Source organism: Aeromonas sp. sif2433 (genome assembly GCF_019218705.1).
Taxonomy (GTDB): Bacteria; Pseudomonadota; Gammaproteobacteria; order Enterobacterales; family Aeromonadaceae; genus Aeromonas; species Aeromonas encheleia.
The window spans coordinates 248,070-264,216 of sequence record NZ_JAHUXD010000007.1 but is presented as its reverse complement, the minus strand read 5'-3'; the positions used below and the strand labels follow the sequence as shown (position 1 = coordinate 264,216).

Annotated in this window: 18 protein-coding genes; 6 read left to right on the top strand and 12 right to left on the bottom strand. The window is 61.5% G+C overall.

Features of this window, described 5'->3' with window-relative positions:
- Window positions 1–5: 5 nt before the first annotated feature.
- The 12 genes from KW825_RS13205 to KW825_RS13150 all read right to left on the bottom strand — a co-directional run bounded on the left by KW825_RS13205 (window position 6) and on the right by KW825_RS13150 (window position 10,910).
- Window positions 6–1,910: a transcription antiterminator gene (locus KW825_RS13205; protein ID WP_218329473.1), complete on the bottom strand. Its 1,905-nt coding sequence runs from the start codon at window positions 1,908–1,910 to the stop codon at window positions 6–8.
- Between the two features lie 99 nt (window positions 1,911–2,009).
- Window positions 2,010–2,750: a KDGP aldolase family protein gene (locus KW825_RS13200; RefSeq protein WP_218329472.1), complete on the bottom strand. Its 741-nt coding sequence runs from the start codon at window positions 2,748–2,750 to the stop codon at window positions 2,010–2,012.
- Window positions 2,750–3,865, bottom strand: coding sequence for a DgaE family pyridoxal phosphate-dependent ammonia lyase (locus tag KW825_RS13195; RefSeq protein WP_218291501.1), 1,116 nt, complete (start codon window positions 3,863–3,865; stop codon window positions 2,750–2,752). Before KW825_RS13195 ends, KW825_RS13200 begins: the two co-directional genes overlap by 1 nt.
- On the bottom strand, window positions 3,849–4,988 hold the full coding sequence (locus KW825_RS13190; protein ID WP_218329471.1) for an amidohydrolase/deacetylase family metallohydrolase: 1,140 nt from the start codon (window positions 4,986–4,988) through the stop codon (window positions 3,849–3,851). Before KW825_RS13190 ends, KW825_RS13195 begins: the two co-directional genes overlap by 17 nt.
- Window positions 4,989–5,030: 42 nt before the next feature.
- Window positions 5,031–5,681, bottom strand: coding sequence for a DUF4310 family protein (locus KW825_RS13185; protein ID WP_033132299.1), 651 nt, complete (start codon window positions 5,679–5,681; stop codon window positions 5,031–5,033).
- Window positions 5,682–5,692: 11 nt separating this feature from the next.
- On the bottom strand, window positions 5,693–6,469 hold the full coding sequence (locus tag KW825_RS13180; RefSeq protein ID WP_033132300.1) for a DUF4311 domain-containing protein: 777 nt from the start codon (window positions 6,467–6,469) through the stop codon (window positions 5,693–5,695).
- A gap of 39 nt (window positions 6,470–6,508) precedes the next feature.
- Window positions 6,509–6,805 carry a DUF4312 family protein gene (locus KW825_RS13175; protein WP_033132301.1) on the bottom strand — a complete coding sequence of 99 codons (297 nt, stop codon included), beginning with the start codon at window positions 6,803–6,805 and terminating at the stop codon, window positions 6,509–6,511.
- Window positions 6,805–7,170, bottom strand: a complete 366-nt coding sequence (locus KW825_RS13170; RefSeq protein WP_042653282.1) for an SFCGS family glycine-rich protein — start codon at window positions 7,168–7,170, stop codon at window positions 6,805–6,807. Before KW825_RS13170 ends, KW825_RS13175 begins: the two co-directional genes overlap by 1 nt.
- Window positions 7,171–7,548, bottom strand: a complete 378-nt coding sequence (locus KW825_RS13165) for a PRD domain-containing protein (protein ID WP_218329470.1) — start codon at window positions 7,546–7,548, stop codon at window positions 7,171–7,173.
- Between the two features lie 330 nt (window positions 7,549–7,878).
- Window positions 7,879–9,000 carry an outer membrane-stress sensor serine endopeptidase DegS gene (gene degS / locus KW825_RS13160; protein WP_042653280.1) on the bottom strand — a complete coding sequence of 374 codons (1,122 nt, stop codon included), beginning with the start codon at window positions 8,998–9,000 and terminating at the stop codon, window positions 7,879–7,881.
- Between the two features lie 89 nt (window positions 9,001–9,089).
- Window positions 9,090–10,448 carry a Do family serine endopeptidase gene (locus KW825_RS13155; RefSeq protein WP_042653279.1) on the bottom strand — a complete coding sequence of 453 codons (1,359 nt, stop codon included), beginning with the start codon at window positions 10,446–10,448 and terminating at the stop codon, window positions 9,090–9,092.
- A gap of 81 nt (window positions 10,449–10,529) precedes the next feature.
- On the bottom strand, window positions 10,530–10,910 hold the full coding sequence (locus tag KW825_RS13150; RefSeq protein WP_218329469.1) for a YhcB family protein: 381 nt from the start codon (window positions 10,908–10,910) through the stop codon (window positions 10,530–10,532).
- 140 nt (window positions 10,911–11,050) lie between these two features.
- On the opposite strand from KW825_RS13150, the gene zapE reads away from it, so the two are divergent.
- The 6 genes from zapE (at window position 11,051) to KW825_RS13120 (ending at window position 16,085) form a co-directional block, all read left to right on the top strand.
- Window positions 11,051–12,145, top strand: coding sequence for a cell division protein ZapE (gene zapE / locus KW825_RS13145; RefSeq protein ID WP_218329468.1), 1,095 nt, complete (start codon window positions 11,051–11,053; stop codon window positions 12,143–12,145).
- Between the two features lie 266 nt (window positions 12,146–12,411).
- Window positions 12,412–12,840 carry a 50S ribosomal protein L13 gene (rplM, locus tag KW825_RS13140; RefSeq protein ID WP_042653276.1) on the top strand — a complete coding sequence of 143 codons (429 nt, stop codon included), beginning with the start codon at window positions 12,412–12,414 and terminating at the stop codon, window positions 12,838–12,840.
- 15 nt (window positions 12,841–12,855) lie between these two features.
- Entirely contained in the window at window positions 12,856–13,248 is a 393-nt protein-coding gene (gene rpsI, locus KW825_RS13135) for a 30S ribosomal protein S9 (RefSeq protein ID WP_042653275.1), read from the top strand.
- Between the two features lie 295 nt (window positions 13,249–13,543).
- Entirely contained in the window at window positions 13,544–14,134 is a 591-nt protein-coding gene (gene petA / locus KW825_RS13130) for a ubiquinol-cytochrome c reductase iron-sulfur subunit (protein WP_218329467.1), read from the top strand.
- Window positions 14,135–14,136: 2 nt separating this feature from the next.
- Window positions 14,137–15,354, top strand: coding sequence for a cytochrome bc complex cytochrome b subunit (locus KW825_RS13125; RefSeq protein ID WP_042653273.1), 1,218 nt, complete (start codon window positions 14,137–14,139; stop codon window positions 15,352–15,354).
- Window positions 15,351–16,085, top strand: coding sequence for a cytochrome c1 (locus KW825_RS13120; RefSeq protein ID WP_218329466.1), 735 nt, complete (start codon window positions 15,351–15,353; stop codon window positions 16,083–16,085). The genes KW825_RS13125 and KW825_RS13120 overlap by 4 nt, the downstream gene beginning before the upstream one ends.
- The last annotated feature ends 62 nt before the right edge of the window (window positions 16,086–16,147 follow it).

Here is a 16,147-nt window from a genome sequence, read left to right as displayed (position 1 = left end):
TCCCGTCATGATCCGGTGCGTGCCAGCGCCTTGAAGCTGGCGAAATCCCGACAAGCCAGCAGATTCTTGCTGGCTTTTTCATTCATCAGCGCCAGGAACAGATCGTAGAGTCCCATCGCCTCCTCATAGTCGGCCTTGGCGATGGCCAGCGCGAAGATGAGGGTGGCGGTCTCGCCATTGCCCCAGTCGATGCCCTGAGGTGCCAGCACCGTGTAGACCAGGGTGCGGCGCGCCAGCAGGCCGAGGGAGTGGGGCAGGGCTATGCCATCCCCCAGCATGGTGGAGACGATCCGCTCCCGCTCGTGCAGGGATCCCCTGAACCCCTCCTCCACCAGACCCTCCCGCTCCAGCCGATCGCAGATCCGGGCAAACAGGCCAGCCTGGCTGAGCGGTTCATCCACCACCATGAAGTGTTCGGCATCGAAGTACTTGTCGAGCAGGTAGGGGCGGGTGCGATCGATCAGCACCAGCTTGCCGAGCTGCTCCAGCTGGTACTGGGTCGGGAAGGGCGCCACCTGCACCACGGGGACATTCTTCTCGCTCACCTTGACCGTGCTGATGACAAAGTCCTGCGCTATCCGTGGCAGGCTCTCGTAGTCCCGCACCGACTCCAGGCTGCTCAGCTGCAGCTGGGGGTATTCCCGCTTGATGCGCGCCTCCAGTACCCGGAAGGTGGCATTGCCCGCGTCGCACAGCAGCAGCGCCTGGGGTGGACGGCTGTAGCCGATGTCGTAGTGACGCTCCAGCCCGACCCCGATGTGGATCACCAGATAGCCTATCTCGTGATGGGTCAGGTGATAGGGGGTCTGCTTGATCCACTCCGAGATGGCGGCCAGGGTGATGTCGTAGGCGAGGGGATAATATTGCCTGATGTGTTCCGCCAGCGGATTGTGGCTGCCGATCTGGTATTTGATCCGCAGCAGCATGGCGCTGATGTGGGTCAGCAGATCGGAGTGCAGCTGGCTGTCGTGGCGCAGATCATAGGGATAGTGCTGGTGGATGTAGTCCAGCAGGTGTGCGACCAGCTGGGCGCTCTCGGCGGCCATGGTCGGGCTGAGCTGCGGGGTATCGGCGATGAGACGGGCCTGGATCTGGATGGCGAGGCAGATGATCTCCTGCTCGCCCGGCGGCGTCAGGGTCGGCAGCTCGGCATAGATGTCGCGGGCCACGGCCGCCAGGGGGGCGGTGAGGTCCTCGCTGCTGAACGCCAGCAGTTCGTGGCCTGCCGCCTGCCGCAGCAGGGCGACGGCGCAGTAGATGGTGAGCTGTTGCAGGCTCTCGTCCGCCAGCCGCAGCTGATGATGGCCGAGCTGCGCATGAATGCGATTACCGATGACCTCCCGCGTCTTGCTGGGGCAGAGGTTCGGCAGCAAGCCTTGCAGCGGGTGGTTGCGGATCTGTTCCCGATAGAGCAGTTGGGTGAGGCAGGCCCGGATCGCCGTCTCCTCCCCCTGGATGCGCATGCCGAGTCGCGGCTTGCTGTCGATGCCGAGCCCGAAATGGGCGAGCCGCTCCCGCACTTCCGCCATGTCCCCCTGCAGCGCCGCCCGGCTCAGATACCAGGTATCCGCCAGCTCATCGAGCTTGATCCCCTGTTCGGCGGTGAGCAGCAGCAGTTGCAGGTGCAGTACCCGCTCACGGCTGGTACGGGGCAGGCTGCTCTCCTGCTCCTGCGCCGCCAGCAACTCATCAAACAGCCCCTGATTGTAGATCTTGAGCTGGTAACCGCAGCCGCGCTGGTGGATCAGATGGCCACCGTGGGTGGCAATCAGCTCGTTGAGGGTCGCCACATCGGTGCGCACCGTGCGGGTGGAGACATTGAGGCGACGGGCGAGCTCCTCCTGTGGCAGCGGTTCGGCGTGGAGCAGGGTCAGCAGCTGATGGAGTCTGGGGTGGGGCAGCTTGGTCATGGGGAAGCGAGACTCCTGTCGCGGGATGAGGATCGATGTTAACAAGCGGGACATGCTCAAGCCAGGCACCGGCCGGGAAGTGGGCCGGTGCCAGTCATATCACGCCAGCAGCCGCTTCACCATGGCGAGCAGGGTGCGCACATCCTCGGGGCGGGTCTGGCCGCTCTCGCCGTCGATGATGGAACTGTAGACGTGGGGGATCACCTTCTCGACCCCGGCCGCCAGCGCGATGCGGACTATTTCCTCGAAGTTGTCGAGATCGATGCCGCCGGTGGGCTCCAGCCAGAAACCGTGGCGGGCACAAGCCTCGGCCACCGCCTGGTACTCGTCACGGCAGGCGAGGCCGCCCATGGGGAAGAACTTGACCGAGCTGCCCCCCATGTCCTTGAGCAGGGCGATGGCGGTATCGATGGGCACTATGCCGTCGGCCTGGCCGGCGCTCAGCGGGCCGGTGGAGATCTTCACCATGCCGGGGGTGCCGGTGGGGGAGATGAGACCGTTGACCAGGGTGTGAGGCTGACCGAGCAGCGCCCGGCTGGCACCGACCCCGGTGAACACCTGGTTGACGTGCTGGGGCTGCAGCTGGCGGGCCAGCTCGGCCACCATGGCGGACTGGCGGGGATCGCCTGTGCCCAGGCCGATGGAGAGGGCGTTGTCGATAAGCTTCGCGTACTCACCCATGTCGGCGACGGCGGAGGGCACATCCGGGTAGTTCTTGGAGAGCACGCCGACCAGCACGTGGCCCTCGGCGGCCTCATAGATATCGGCGGCATTTTGCTTGGAGCCGGCCAGCACGTTGAGGCAGACACGGTCAAGGTAGTAGTTGGGTGTAAGGGACATCAGCGGGTCTCCTGGGTTAACTGGGCGATGGCGGCATGGATCTGGTCGAGCTGGGCCGGGCTGACGCTGCGCACGTCGATCTCGATGTGGCCCTCGTTGGCCTTGTAGCCGCGGCAGTAGATGGCCGGATTGCCCTGTTGCAGGCGATCCACCAGCTGCAGGGTGGTGATGCCGAGCCGGGCATGGTCGAAGGCGATGTCGGTGCGGGCGATGTCGCGCCCGGCACTGTCCCACACCACCTGGGCCCTGACGCCGGGCAACTGGTTGAGGCGCTCGATGAAGGGGGTCATCTTGGCCACCATGGCGGCGCCACTCTCCTTCTCCTTGACCAGATAGCGCTCGATGGCGTGGGTCAGGCCGAGGATCCCCTCCTTGCCTACCTTCATGGCGCGGCCTATGCCGTTGGTCTGCTGCTTGACCCACTCCACATACTGGCGTTTGCCGAGCACCAGGCCGCTGGTGGGTCCCTCGATGGCCTTGGCACCGCTGTAGATGACCAGATCCGCCCCCTGGTTGTAGTAGAGCTGCAAGTCTTCTTCCGCGGCCGCATCGACGATGAGCGGCAGCTGGTGGGCTCTGGCCACCTCGGCGGCCTGGGCCACCGACAGAATGCTCTTCTGCACGCAGTGGTGAGACTTGATGTAGAGGATGGCGGCGGTATTGGGGTTGATGGCGGCGGCCAGCTGGGCGGGGGAGCATTCGTTGGCATAGCCAGCCTCCACCACCTTGCCGCCCCCCAGGTTGACCATGGTGCCCACCGGGGCGCCGAAGTTCACGTTGTGACCCTTGGGCAGCACTATCTCGCTCGGCACCCCGTGGGCATGGGCGTGCAGCTGCTCCAGCCGGTAGGCATCGCCGCGCACTATGACGGCGGCCACCGACTGGGCGATGCCGGCACTGGCGCAGGAGACCACCACCGCATCCTCCACGCCGAGCAGGCCGGCGAGGTAGGCGCCGGTCTTGTTGACCAGATCCTTCACCTCGAAGTAGTGGCCTAGGCCGAAGTTGACCGCGTCGACCACCTCCTGCTCCGGGGTGGAGACGCCGAGGAGGGTCATGCGCCCGGAGGCGTTGATCACCGGTTTGAGCTGATATTTCTCATACACAGAAGGCATGGTGGGATTTTCCATATTGAGTGAGAACCAGGTCACCGCCCACCAGGGCGGCGAGGGGAAGCAGTTGCAGATCGCCGCTGCGCGACTGGGTTTCGGTATCCATAAACAGGGCCGGGCCGCTGGCCAGTTCGAACAGGGTCAGATCGGCATCGGCCCCCAGCTCGAGCCGTCCCTTGCCAGGGAGGCGCAGCGCCTCGGCGGCCTGGCTGGTGACGCAGGCGAGCACCTGCTCCAGCGTCATGCCGATGGCGAGAAACTTGGACATCACGTGGGCCAGGCTGTACACCGGCCCCTTGATGCGGTTCTTGCAGTAGATATCCGAGCTGATGGTGTGGGGCAGGATCCCCTGACGGATGGCGGCCTCCGCCACCTCGAAGCTGAAGCTGGCGCCACCGTGGCCGATGTCGAGCTGCAGCCCCCGTTGCATCGCCTCGCGCACCGCGACCCGCAGCTCGCCGGCCGGGGTCAGGATACGGTTCGGCTTGCCGTTGAAGCAGTGGGTCAGCAGATCCCCCTGGCCGAGCAGGGCGACGATCTCGTCCAGCTCGGGCGGGGTGTTGCCCACATGCACCATCAGCGGCAACTGGCCGTGGGCCTGTTGCAGCGCCTTGGCCATGCGCAGCGGCTGCAGACCGTTCTCGCCCACTACGCTGCCGCTCATGCGGGCCTTGAGGCCGACGATGAACCGCGGGTGGCGGGCGATGGCGGCAGACGCCAGCCCGACATCCAGATCCCGGCTGTCGGCCAGCTCGTTCTGGCGCAGCAGGCCGATGCGGGAGATGTTGAGCAGGGCGTGCACCCGGGTCTTGCAACCGGCCGCCAATCGCTGGAACGCGTCCACGTCGTCGGCGCCCGTGCTGCCGGCATCGATGACGGCGGTGACGCCGGACTCTACGCCGACCTTGTCCGGTTCATCCTGATAGATGGGGGAGGCGGGATAGCAGTGGGTGTGGCCGTCGATCCAGCCCGCGCTCACCCCGACCGCACCGGCCAGAGTGAGGGTTTGCTTCGCCTCGGCCGTCGCTGGCAGCTGGCCGAGGGCCGCAATCTTGCCGTCCTGGATGGCGATGTCGATGAGCTCGCCGTTTCCCTGGCGCCCCGCTCTGATGATCATGTCATACATGCTGATGACCTCTGAAATGCCGCCCTGAAGGGCGGCCTGTGCTTAGACCAGGGCGATCGGGAAGAAGGTCCCGAGCAGCATGGCACCCAGGATGGCGCCGCCGGTGATGGGCTTGCCCCACACGTAGAACAGCAGCGCACCCAGCAGAGAGCCCAGCCCGATGGGGATGGAGGCGCCCATGGCGGAGAGGATGATCAGGGGGCCGAGGAAGCGCCCCGAGCTGTTGCCCGCACCCATCATCACATCCGCCCCGTAGGTGGAGTTGCTCTGGTTGATGGTGAACTTGCGCGCCAGGATGATGATGCCGCCGATGGCGACCCCGATGGCCATGCCGGTCACCAGCGAGGCACCGAAGTTCTCTATCGGGTAGACGATGCCGGCCCCCAGCAACAGGGCGGGCACACCCAGTCCGACCCCGGTCTGGATGGCGCCGCCGATATCCAGGATCCCCACCAGGGAGCCCTCGATGATGCGGGCGAACAGGAAGCTGGCGCCGAAGGCCGCGACCGCGCCATAGGCGCCGGTGTCCATCCCGGCTTTCAGCATGGAGACGAAGGCCACCTCGTTGAAGGCCCCGACTCCATACAGGTAGAACATGTGGGTCCCTGCGAAGACGCCGGCCGAGAGCAGGCCGACGAAGATGGGGAAGGACCAGTCGGCATACCAGAAGTTGTTTCTCAGTTTCTCATCCATGTGGTGGCCCCTTATTTGCCGCTAAGCAGGTTATGGACGTTCTCCAGCCACAGGGGAATGCCCATGTGGAAGGATTCAATCAGTTTCATATCGAAGCCGCGGAAGAATCCGCTCAGCACGAACAGCAGTACGATGGCGCCCATCATCACGCGAGTGACATGGTTCCAGCCGCTCTCTTCCACCCCTTTGCCGATCAGGATGCCGAGCACCAGACCCGGCACGGCGTTGCCCATGATGAGCTGCGCCAGACCGCCGAAGATGGTGGCCCAGAAGCCGGACTTCTTGCCCGCCTCGATGGCGGCCAGCCAGAAGATCACCGGCATGACGGTGTTGACCAGCAGGTTGGCGGCCGGCACCAGCACCTTGACGGCGGTGACCTGCAGGGCCTCGGGAACCGCGGCGGCGGTGCTGTTGAGGAAGGCGACCACGATGGCACCTATGATGCCGCCGGCGATGGCCATCTTCTTGGGATCGTGCAAGGTGGTGGCGAGATCCCGGTTCTTGACCAGCAGCGCGGCCGTGGCCCAGTGCGGGATGATGCGGTGATCCACGTCCTGGGTGAAGGCACCGGCCGCCACTGTGGAGGCCCAGGCGTTGAAGAAGAAGCCGAGGCCGAAGGAGAAGTGGGAGGCGGGATCCCCTTCGCAGGAGTTGAGCTCACCCAGGGTGCGGAAGGCGCCCATGCCCTGCACGGTCGGGGCGTGGAACATCCGCGCCGCGCCGGCTCCCACCCCGACGCCCACCAGGCCGCCGATGATCAATGATTTGAAAAGAATGATTAGAAACATCCAACATGTCCTTTTTGTGGGGTTGTGCCCGTCGAGGCATCACACCAGGGTGAACGTCACCTTGTCGGCGTCCAGGCTGCTGACCTTGACCGTGATCTCCAGCTGGACGCGGAACTCGCGGCGCTGGCGTGGCAGGAAGAAGAACAGGAACTTCTCCACCCGGACCGACTCCTCGGCCTTGAGCACCCGTACCTCGACCGGCTCGATCCGCAGCATCACCCGCGGGTTGTCCTTGAGCAGGCTGTGCTGCACCTGGCTGAGGGCGGAAGCGAACGCCTGCTGGCGGGTCGTCCCCTTGCCGTTGACGATGACCTGGGTGGTGAAGTCCTCTTTCATCAGGCGCGACCGTGTTTCTTGGCGAAGGCTTCGACCAGCTTCTGGCCCAGCTCTTCCTTGTCCATGAAGCCGAAGCCGAGCACCACGCAGCCGTCGTTGATGGCGGTGACGCCCTCCTCGACGGAGCGCATGCCGTAGCGGCACTTGTAGCCGTACTTGGTCTGGGCGGTGATGGCGCCGGCGCCGCCGCTGCCGCAGAAGGAGATGCCGAGATCCGCCTGCTCCTTGTTCATCACATCACCGAGCTTCATGTCCGCGGCCATGCCGGGGATGACGGTCACGCTGGCGCCGGCGGCTTCCGCCCCTGCGCCCACTTTCTGACCCTTGCCGAGACGATCTCCAATCACGAGTTTGATGGCTGACATTTAGATATCTCCTGTGGTTACTGGTCGAGCAGCTGAGCTGAGTTCATTTTCTTTGGCAACTTCGAAATGGACGGACAAGAGGTGCGCCTCTTCATGGGCCAGCCTGTCCAGCCAGGCGACGACCTGTTCGGCCAGTCGCAGGGAAAGGGGGGAGATCTCCTCGAACAGGCTGAGGTCGACCTCCGGCAGGGATTCACCGCTATGAGAGCGCCACACCATGGCTTTGATGTGGGAGGCGAGCATCTGCTTCTGCACCTCGTTGGGGATGATGCCCTGCTCGCCGAGCAGGCTGTGGATGCGGGCCAGGACCAGGTCGGTCTTGCGCAGCAGCGGCGGACTGTCCGGGGTCAGGGCTGTGTCATGGGTGTCGGTAGTCAATGTCTGCTCTCCAAGGCTGGCAGAAGGAATAGCCTTACCCTAAGCCCGGGGGGAAATGCAGAGGAGGCAGTGTTTTTCCGATTCGAAATGGAAATCCCGGGCCGGAACTCCTCGAAAGGGACCCTTTCTGTGTGCCAGGGGAGCAAAGGGGGGCTATCGGAGCCGACTCTATGTGATCGGGCCCGCACTTTCGCGGCGGTGACCAGGGTGGGATCGTTGGCGGAAACTGTGAGTCATCTCACGGAGTGGGGGAGAACTCATGCGGGGGAACCAGGGAGGGAGGAATGACAAGGGGCGCCAATGCGCCCCTTGTGGTGGTCGGGTCTCGCCTCAGCTGGCGGAGGCGGCGCTGGTGCTCGGCAGGTTCTGGTAGCGCACGTCTTCCTCGATGACGACCTCGACGTCCAGCGGCTTGCCGTTGCGGATCACCGAGATGCGGAGCTTGGTACCGGGGCGGCTCTCGACGATCCTGTCCATCACGGCCCGCACGCCGCTGATGGCTTCCCCGTTTATCTTGAGCAGCACGTCGCCCCGCTTGAGGCCCGCCTTGGTGGCGGGACCGTTGGGATCCAGACTTTCCACCACCAGGCCCTGCAGGTCGCCGAGGTTCATCATGCGCGCGACTATGGGGTTGATCTCGACGCTGGAGACGCCGAGGTAGCCACGAATGACCCGGCCGTTGGCGATCAGCTCGTCCATGATGCGCTTGGCCAGCTTGTAGGGGATGGCGAAGCTGATGCCGTAGCTCTCCTGATTGCCGTTGAGGTGGTAGGCGGCGGTGTTGATGCCCACCAGATCGCCACGGCCGTTGACCAGGGCGCCGCCCGAGTTGCCCTCGTTGATGGCGGCATCGGTCTGCAGCAGATCCTGCCGGCCATTGCTGTCCGGCCCCATGCTGGAGAGGCCGATCCGGCCGGTGGCGCTGATGATGCCCTGGGTGATGGTCTGGCCGACGTTGTAGGGGTTGCCGATGGCGAGCACCACGTCCCCCACATCCGGCAGCCGCTCCGGATCCTGAGGGATGACCGGCAGGTTATCCGATTCGATGTAGAGCACCGCCAGATCGGTCAGCTTGTCGGTGCCGATCAGCTCGGCGCTGAATACCCGGCCATCTTGCAGCGCGACTATGATCTGGTCCGCATCGGCGATGACGTGGTAGTTGGTCAGCACGTGGCCGCGCTGGTTCATGATGACGCCGGAGCCCAGTCCCTGTGGCCTGAGTTCGGCCTTCTCGCCACGATTGCCGGCGAAGCTGCGGGTGTAGATGTTGACGACGGCAGGGCCGGCGCGATGGGCGGCGTAGGAGAAGCTCAGCTCGCGGGCATTGGTGATGAGGCCCGGCAGGGGGGCACCACCTCGAAAATTGGGAAACAGCAGCAACAGGAGCGCCGCGACGGTGAGGCCGAAGCCGACGGACTTGCCCAAGTAACTGATCAAAGGTGGGATTTTCATGTCATTCTCGTCCGTACATGCTGCGCGCAGAGAATAACACTATCGGTGGATAAAAATCACCCGCGGCGGTTGCCGCGGGTGTGAGGGACTTAACGGATCACCAAATAGAGCGAGGAGTCGCCGCGTTGAATGTTCAGTGCCAGCACGTCCGGCTTGTTCTTCAACACCTTGGTCAGCTCGCCCAGCGAGTTGATGCGCAGGCGGTTGACCCCGATGATGATGTCGCCCTTCTGCAGACCGGAGGCGGCGGCAGGGGAGCGCGGATCGATATCGGAGACAGCCACGCCGGTGACCGGCTCTGTGGTGGTGCTGAGCTTGGCGCCTTCCAGTGCCGGGTGCAGGGCACTGGCGAGGATCTCGCTGTCATCGGCCTTCTTCAGGGTGACCTTGACGCTCTGCTCCTTGCCATCGCGGATCAGGCCAAGGGCAACCTGCTTGTCGGCCCCCATGGTCGCAATCTTGGCGCGCAGCTCACCGAACGAGCGGATAGGCTTGCCATCGATGCTGATGATGATGTCCCCGGCCTTGATGCCGGCCTTGTCGGCGGCGGAGTCAGGCATGACCTGGTTGACGAAGGCGCCGTCCTTCTTGTTGTAACCGAAGGTCTTGGCGATTTCGTTGGTCAGCTCGGTGCCGGTGATCCCCAACTGGCCGCGGCGCACTTCGCCGTACTTGACAATCTGATCGGACAGATCGCGCACCATGTTGGACGGAATGGCGAAGCCGATGCCGATGTTGCCGCCGTTCGGCCCCAGGATGGCGGTGTTGATGCCGATCAGCTCACCGCGCAGGTTGAGCAGGGCGCCGCCCGAGTTGCCGGAGTTGATGGCCGCATCGGTCTGGATGAAGTTCTCCAGGTTCTCGATGTTGAGGCCGCTGCGGCCCAGGGCACTGACGATGCCCGAGGTGACTGTCTGGCCCAGGCCGAACGGGTTGCCGATGGCCAGCGCATAGTCACCGACCCGCAGCTCGTCGGAGTCGGCGAACTTGATCTGCACCAGATCCTCGGCCTTGATTTGCAGCAGCGCGATATCGGACTGCTTGTCTTCGCCAATCTTCTTGGCGGCGTATTCACGGCCGTCCTTCAGATTGACCTTGATCTCGTCCGCATCGTGAACCACGTGGGCGTTGGTGATCACATAGCCCTTCTTGGCATCGATGATGACGCCTGAGCCCAGCGCCTGGAAGGGCTGCTCGCTCACCTGCTCGTCAGGCATGTTGGGGCCGAAGAAGAAACGGAATTGTTCCGGCAGACGCTGGCGCGTGATCTTCTTGCCAGAGACGGAGATGTTGACCACGGCAGGGGTCACCTGCTCGAGCACGGGGGCCAGGCTCGGCATTTCCTGAGTGTTCGACAGCAAGGGCAGGGCAGCCTGCGCTGGCGCCGCAGACAGGGCGATACCGACACTGAGGGCTAAGACACTGAACACAGAAAGAGATTTACGCATATGAGAAACAGCTCCCAGAAAAAGTTGCATGGCAATCGTCAAGGTCTGACCACGATAAGGCGTAATTAGTTCCACTAGGGACTAGCTGGGTTGTTTGAGCAGGCCGGAGGCGCCGGCATAGTCGCGCGGCGGCAGGCCCGGCTCCTCGTTGCTGGAGGCATCGCTGCCCTCTTCGACCTGGGATTCACGGAACAGCGGCTCCTGGACCTTGGCCAGGAATTTGCTCTGCTCGGCCATGTGGCGATAGAGGGTCTGGTATTGCTCGGCCAGCTGCTCCATCAGGGCGGCGCTGTCGGCAAAGTGGGTCGTGATCTGGCCCTGATAGCTTTCCAGTTCCTTATGGGCCTTTTTCAGCTCCTGTTCCAGGCGCCCGGCATCCCGGCTGCGGACCGTGAAACGACCGACCAGAACGCCGATGATCAGAGCGGCTACCGCCAGCAGGATCCCGTTTAACAGAGTCATAGAAGCTCCTTGTTACAGCTAAATCGATGAGTGTTGAGACGGCCAGATTGACCGCTATGCCTCGTTGGCACTATACCGTGCCCCCCGAGAGCGTGATACCATTTTGTCCTTCATTCAGGGACTTGGAGGCGGTTTACAGGATGACCCCGCAGCAAAAATATCAGCAGGATTTGCAGCGCCCCGGCTTTTTGGCCGACCCGGCTCAGGCGATGGCCGTGAGCCACCTGGAGCGACTCTATCAGGATTTGTGCGCCAGCCCGACTCCGACCAGATCCCGCGGCCTGTTGGGATGGCTGCAAAAAACCAAGCCACCGACTCCCGTCCTGGGACTCTATATGTGGGGCGGTGTGGGCCGAGGCAAGACCTGGTTGATGGATACTTTCTTCGAGAGCCTGCCGGGTGAGCGTAAACTGCGCATCCACTTCCACCGTTTCATGCACCGGATCCACGCCGAGCTGAAGGGCTTGACCGGCCAGGCCGACCCTCTCCTGCTCATCGCCAGCAAGCTGGCCGGCGAGACGGATATCATCTGCTTCGACGAGTTCTTTGTCTCCGACATCACCGACGCCATGCTGCTGGGCACCCTGTTCCAGGCGCTGTTCGGCCACGGGGTGGTGCTGGTGGCGACCTCCAACATCCCGCCGCAGGAGCTTTATCGCAATGGCCTGCAACGCGCCCGTTTTTTACCCGCCATCGCGCTCATCGAGCGCCATTGCGAGGTACTTAACGTGGACGGTGGCGTCGACTATCGCCTGCGCACGCTGGAGCAGGCGGAGATTTATCACTTCCCGCTGGATCAGCAGGCCAAATGCAACCTCGATCGCTATTTTGGGCAGTTGAGCGGTCAGGAGCAGGTCAGTGCGGCCATGCTGGAGGTCAATCATCGCCAGCTGAGCACGTTGGGGATGGGGGAAGGGGTGCTCTATATGGAGTTCGAGCAACTTTGCTGTACCCCCCGCTCACAGGGGGACTACATCGAACTGGCAAGGGAGTTTCATACCGTGCTGCTGGCCAATGTCCAACCCATGGGCACCGGCACGGATGACGCGGCCCGCCGCTTCATCGCCATGGTGGACGAGTTCTATGAGCGGCACGTCAAACTCATACTGTCGGCGGCGGTGCCCATGTCAGCACTCTACGGGGATGGCCTGCTGAATTTCGAATTCAAGCGTTGTCTTTCGCGGCTTCAGGAAATGCAATCGCACGAATACCTTGCAAGAGTGCACCTTCCTTAGTCACAATACCGCGCCTGCCAGTCGGATGGGCATCTGCGGCAGGTAGGGCCGGGCGACATTTGCTAGCTTCATGGCAGTGAAATTAGCAGGTGATATTTAAGGCAACTTCACTTATAATCGCCCGGCCCACGTTACAGCTGTCGATAAGACAGCAACACTTTAAGCTTTACTTGTATTCGAAGGGGTACAGGTAGGCCATCGTTTGTTGTTTGTGGGAGAGCCCCCATAAGCAATTGGGTCTGTAACAGGTAATTGGGTTTAACTTAATGAAAACTTTCGTTGCCAAGCCAGAAACCGTAAAACGTGACTGGTACATTGTGGACGCAGAAGGTAAAACTCTGGGTCGTATCGCAACCGAGATCGCTGCTCGTCTGCGTGGTAAGCACAAAGCTGAGTACACTCCGCACGTTGACACCGGTGATTACATCATCGTTGTAAACGCTGAGAAGGTACACGTTACCGGTAAGAAATTTACCGATAAAATCTACCATTCTCACTCCGGTTTCCCGGGTGGTATCAAGTCAATCAGCTTCGACAAGCTGATTCAGCGTAAACCGGAAATGGTTATCGAAGCTGCCGTCAAAGGTATGCTGCCGAAGGGCCCGCTGGGCCGTGCCATGTTCCGTAAACTGAAAGTTTACGCAGGCGCCGAGCACGCTCATGCTGCTCAGCAACCTCAAGTACTGGATATCTAATCGGGAACTGGCAACATGGCAGAAAATCAATACTACGGTACCGGCCGTCGCAAAAGCTCCACTGCTCGCGTCTTTATGAAAGCGGGTAGCGGCAAAATCATCATCAACCAGCGCTCCCTGGAGCAGTACTTCGGCCGTCCGACTGCCCGCATGGTAGTTCGTCAGCCGCTGGAACTGGTTGAAATGACCGAGAAACTGGATCTGTACATCACCGTTAACGGTGGCGGCATCTCCGGTCAAGCTGGTGCGATCCGCCACGGTATCACTCGTGCTCTGATGCAGTACGATGAGACCCTGCGCGGCGAACTGCGTAAAGCAGGCTTTGTTACTCGTGATGCCCGTAAGGTTGAGCGTAAGAAAGTCGGTCTGCACAAAGCTCGTAAGCGTCCGCAGTACTCCAAGCGTTAATTCGCTTTTGGTACGCACTCTCACGAGTGTCAAAAAAGCCTGGCAACTGCCAGGCTTTTTTTATTGGTAATATTCCCTACGCCAATGCTAACCACAGGTCACAAAAGACAAATATTTGTGTATTTATTGTTTTCACCCATCGCTTCTCTTTCTTGTCAAATTGTTATCTTTTCTTTAAAATTTCCATGGTCTTTCTGTGTCAATTGCCATACGGCTTCCGTTGCAGTTGTCATCGGGAGAGAGGGGAACGGGGACACTATAAGAATGAGCAGAGTCCACATGGGAGAGTTTTTGGATGAGCAATGCGCCAGTTGATACCGGTCGCCGCAGATTTCTTACCTGGTCAACGGTTGCCGTTGGTGGAGTAGGAGCTGCTTTTACCGCAGTGCCGTTTATAAAGTCATGGAACCCGAGCGCCAAAGCCAAAGCGGCAGGGGCCCCGGTCGAAGTGGATATCAGTAAGTTGGAGCCGGGTCAGCTCATTCGCGTCGAGTGGCGCGGCAAGCCGGTCTGGGTGGTGAAACGCACCAAGCAGACGCTGGATGCCCTGGCTGCGCACGATGACAAGCTGCGCGATCCTGCCTCCGATGAGCCGCAACAACCGGACTACGCCCACAACGGCTACAGATCCATCAAGCCGGAGATCTTCGTCGCCGTCGGTATCTGTACGCACCTGGGTTGTTCGCCTTCCTACCTGCCTGACAGCTTCGGCGAGCAGGTGCAGGGGGTGGCCTCCGGCTTCTTCTGCCCGTGCCATGGTTCCAAGTTCGACATGGCTGGTCGAGTGTTCCAGGGCGTGCCTGCGCCACTGAATCTGGTCATTCCGCCATATCAATATCTTAGCGACACCACCATTCTGGTGGGTGCCGATGGCAAGGAGGCCTGACCATGTTTGCCAAACTCATGGGCTGGATCGACGATCGTTTCCCGCTCACCGCCATGTACAACGACCACATGGCCAAGTACCCGGCCCCCAAGAACCTGAACTTCTGGTATTTCTTCGGCTCGCTTGCCATGTTGGTGCTGGTCAACCAGATCATCACTGGCATCTGGCTGACCATGAACTACAACCCGTCGGCGGAGGGCGCCTTTGCCTCCGTGGAATACATCATGCGGGATGTGGATTACGGCTGGTTGCTGCGCTATATGCACTCCACCGGCGCCTCGGCCTTCTTCGTGGTGGTCTATCTGCACATGTTCCGCGGCATGATCTACGGCTCCTACCAGAAGCCGCGCGAGCTGCTGTGGATTTTCGGCATGCTGATCTTCCTGGTGTTGATGGCGGAGGCCTTCATGGGCTACCTGCTGCCCTGGGGACAGATGTCATTCTGGGGAGCCCAGGTCATCATCTCGCTGTTTGGTGCCATCCCTGTCATAGGTGACGATCTGACCCTGTGGATCCGCGGTGACTATGTAATATCTGGCGCGACCCTGAACCGCTTCTTCGCGCTGCATGTCATCGCGCTGCCGCTGGTGCTGGTGATGCTGGTGGCCATGCATATCCTGGCGCTGCACGAGGTGGGCTCCAACAACCCGGACGGCATCGACATCAAGAAGCACAAGGACGAGAAAGGCTGGCCGCTGGATGCGGTGGCGTTCCATCCTTACTTCACCGTCAAGGACATGATCGGGGTGGCGGGCTTCCTGTTCCTGTTCTGCGCCATTATCTTCTTCAAGCCGGACATGTGGGGTTACTTCCTCGAGAAGCCGAACTTCGAAGTGGCGAATGGTCTGAAGACCCCGGAGCACATAGCCCCGGTCTGGTACTTCACCCCCTTCTACGCCATCTTGCGGGCGGTGCCTGACAAGCTGCTGGGGGTCATCATGATGGGACTATCCATCGTAGTGCTCTTCCTGTTGCCTTGGCTGGATCGCTGCAAGGTGCGCTCGGTGCGCTATCGCAGCACCCTGCACAAGCTGAACATCGCCCAGTTCGTGGTCTGCTTCGTCATCCTGGGTGTGCTTGGCGTCTTGCCATCGACTCCGACGCTGACCCTGCTCGCACAGATCTGCTCACTGGGGTATTTCGGGTTCTTCGTCCTGTTGTTCTTCTACAGCAAGAATGAAAACACCAAGCCGCTGCCGGAGAGGGTGACATTCAAATGAAAAGAATTATTTTTGCAGTGCTGGCCCTGCTGCCCAGCCTGGTGCTGGCGTCAGGCAGCGGTTTCCCGCTCGACAAGGCCGAGTACAACCTGAGCGACAAGGCGTCCCTGCAGCGTGGGGCCACCACCTTCATGAACTACTGTGCGGGTTGCCACTCCACTCAATATCAGCGCTACAACCGGGTGGCCACCGATATCGGTATTCCGGAGGAGCTGATGCGGGAGAACCTGGTCTTCACCGGCGCCAAGATCGGTGATCTGATGAAGAGTGCCATGTCCGAGAAGGATGCTGCGCGCTGGTTCGGGGCGCCACCGCCGGATCTGACCCTGGTGGCGCGGGTGCGTGGGGCGAACTGGATCTACACCTATCTGCGCGCCTTCTACGTGGATGAGACCCGGCCGTTCGGGGTGAACAATGCGGTCTTCCCGTCCGTGGGCATGCCCCATGTGCTGGAGCCGCTGCAGGGAACCCCCCGTGCCGAATTTGGCTCCCACGAGGTCGATGGACAGGCGGTGCAGCGAGTCGTCAGCATCAAATCTGACGGCAACGGTGAAATGAATAACGAAGAGTATGATCAGACGGTACTGGATCTGGTAAACTTCTTGGTCTACTCGGCTGAGCCGGTACAGCAGGAGCGCGAACGCATGGGCTTCTGGGTGCTCGGATTCATCGTTATCTTCTTCATCTTCACTGTGCTATTGAAGAAGGAATTCTGGCGCGACGTTCACTAAGCGACCAGATCAGAGTAATATGACGCACGGCAATGAGGTTCGAAATGCTTCATTGCCGTTTC

What these genes read in the sequence shown, in the direction of transcription:
- rplM (WP_042653276.1), top strand. Translation starts at nt 12,412, where the DNA reads ATGAAAACTTTCGTTGCCAAGCCAGAAACCGTAAAACGTGACTGGTAC.
- rpsI (WP_042653275.1), top strand. Translation starts at nt 12,856, where the DNA reads ATGGCAGAAAATCAATACTACGGTACCGGCCGTCGCAAAAGCTCCACT.
- KW825_RS13205 (WP_218329473.1), bottom strand. Translation starts at nt 1,910, where the DNA reads ATGACCAAGCTGCCCCACCCCAGACTCCATCAGCTGCTGACCCTGCTC.
- KW825_RS13170 (WP_042653282.1), bottom strand. Translation starts at nt 7,170, where the DNA reads ATGTCAGCCATCAAACTCGTGATTGGAGATCGTCTCGGCAAGGGTCAG.
- degS (WP_042653280.1), bottom strand. Translation starts at nt 9,000, where the DNA reads ATGAAAATCCCACCTTTGATCAGTTACTTGGGCAAGTCCGTCGGCTTC.
- KW825_RS13200 (WP_218329472.1), bottom strand. Translation starts at nt 2,750, where the DNA reads ATGTCCCTTACACCCAACTACTACCTTGACCGTGTCTGCCTCAACGTG.
- KW825_RS13120 (WP_218329466.1), top strand. Translation starts at nt 15,351, where the DNA reads ATGAAAAGAATTATTTTTGCAGTGCTGGCCCTGCTGCCCAGCCTGGTG.
- KW825_RS13185 (WP_033132299.1), bottom strand. Translation starts at nt 5,681, where the DNA reads ATGGATGAGAAACTGAGAAACAACTTCTGGTATGCCGACTGGTCCTTC.
- KW825_RS13175 (WP_033132301.1), bottom strand. Translation starts at nt 6,805, where the DNA reads ATGAAAGAGGACTTCACCACCCAGGTCATCGTCAACGGCAAGGGGACG.
- KW825_RS13195 (WP_218291501.1), bottom strand. Translation starts at nt 3,865, where the DNA reads ATGCCTTCTGTGTATGAGAAATATCAGCTCAAACCGGTGATCAACGCC.
- petA (WP_218329467.1), top strand. Translation starts at nt 13,544, where the DNA reads ATGAGCAATGCGCCAGTTGATACCGGTCGCCGCAGATTTCTTACCTGG.
- KW825_RS13190 (WP_218329471.1), bottom strand. Translation starts at nt 4,988, where the DNA reads ATGTATGACATGATCATCAGAGCGGGGCGCCAGGGAAACGGCGAGCTC.
- KW825_RS13125 (WP_042653273.1), top strand. Translation starts at nt 14,137, where the DNA reads ATGTTTGCCAAACTCATGGGCTGGATCGACGATCGTTTCCCGCTCACC.
- KW825_RS13155 (WP_042653279.1), bottom strand. Translation starts at nt 10,448, where the DNA reads ATGCGTAAATCTCTTTCTGTGTTCAGTGTCTTAGCCCTCAGTGTCGGT.
- KW825_RS13180 (WP_033132300.1), bottom strand. Translation starts at nt 6,469, where the DNA reads ATGTTTCTAATCATTCTTTTCAAATCATTGATCATCGGCGGCCTGGTG.
- zapE (WP_218329468.1), top strand. Translation starts at nt 11,051, where the DNA reads ATGACCCCGCAGCAAAAATATCAGCAGGATTTGCAGCGCCCCGGCTTT.
- KW825_RS13150 (WP_218329469.1), bottom strand. Translation starts at nt 10,910, where the DNA reads ATGACTCTGTTAAACGGGATCCTGCTGGCGGTAGCCGCTCTGATCATC.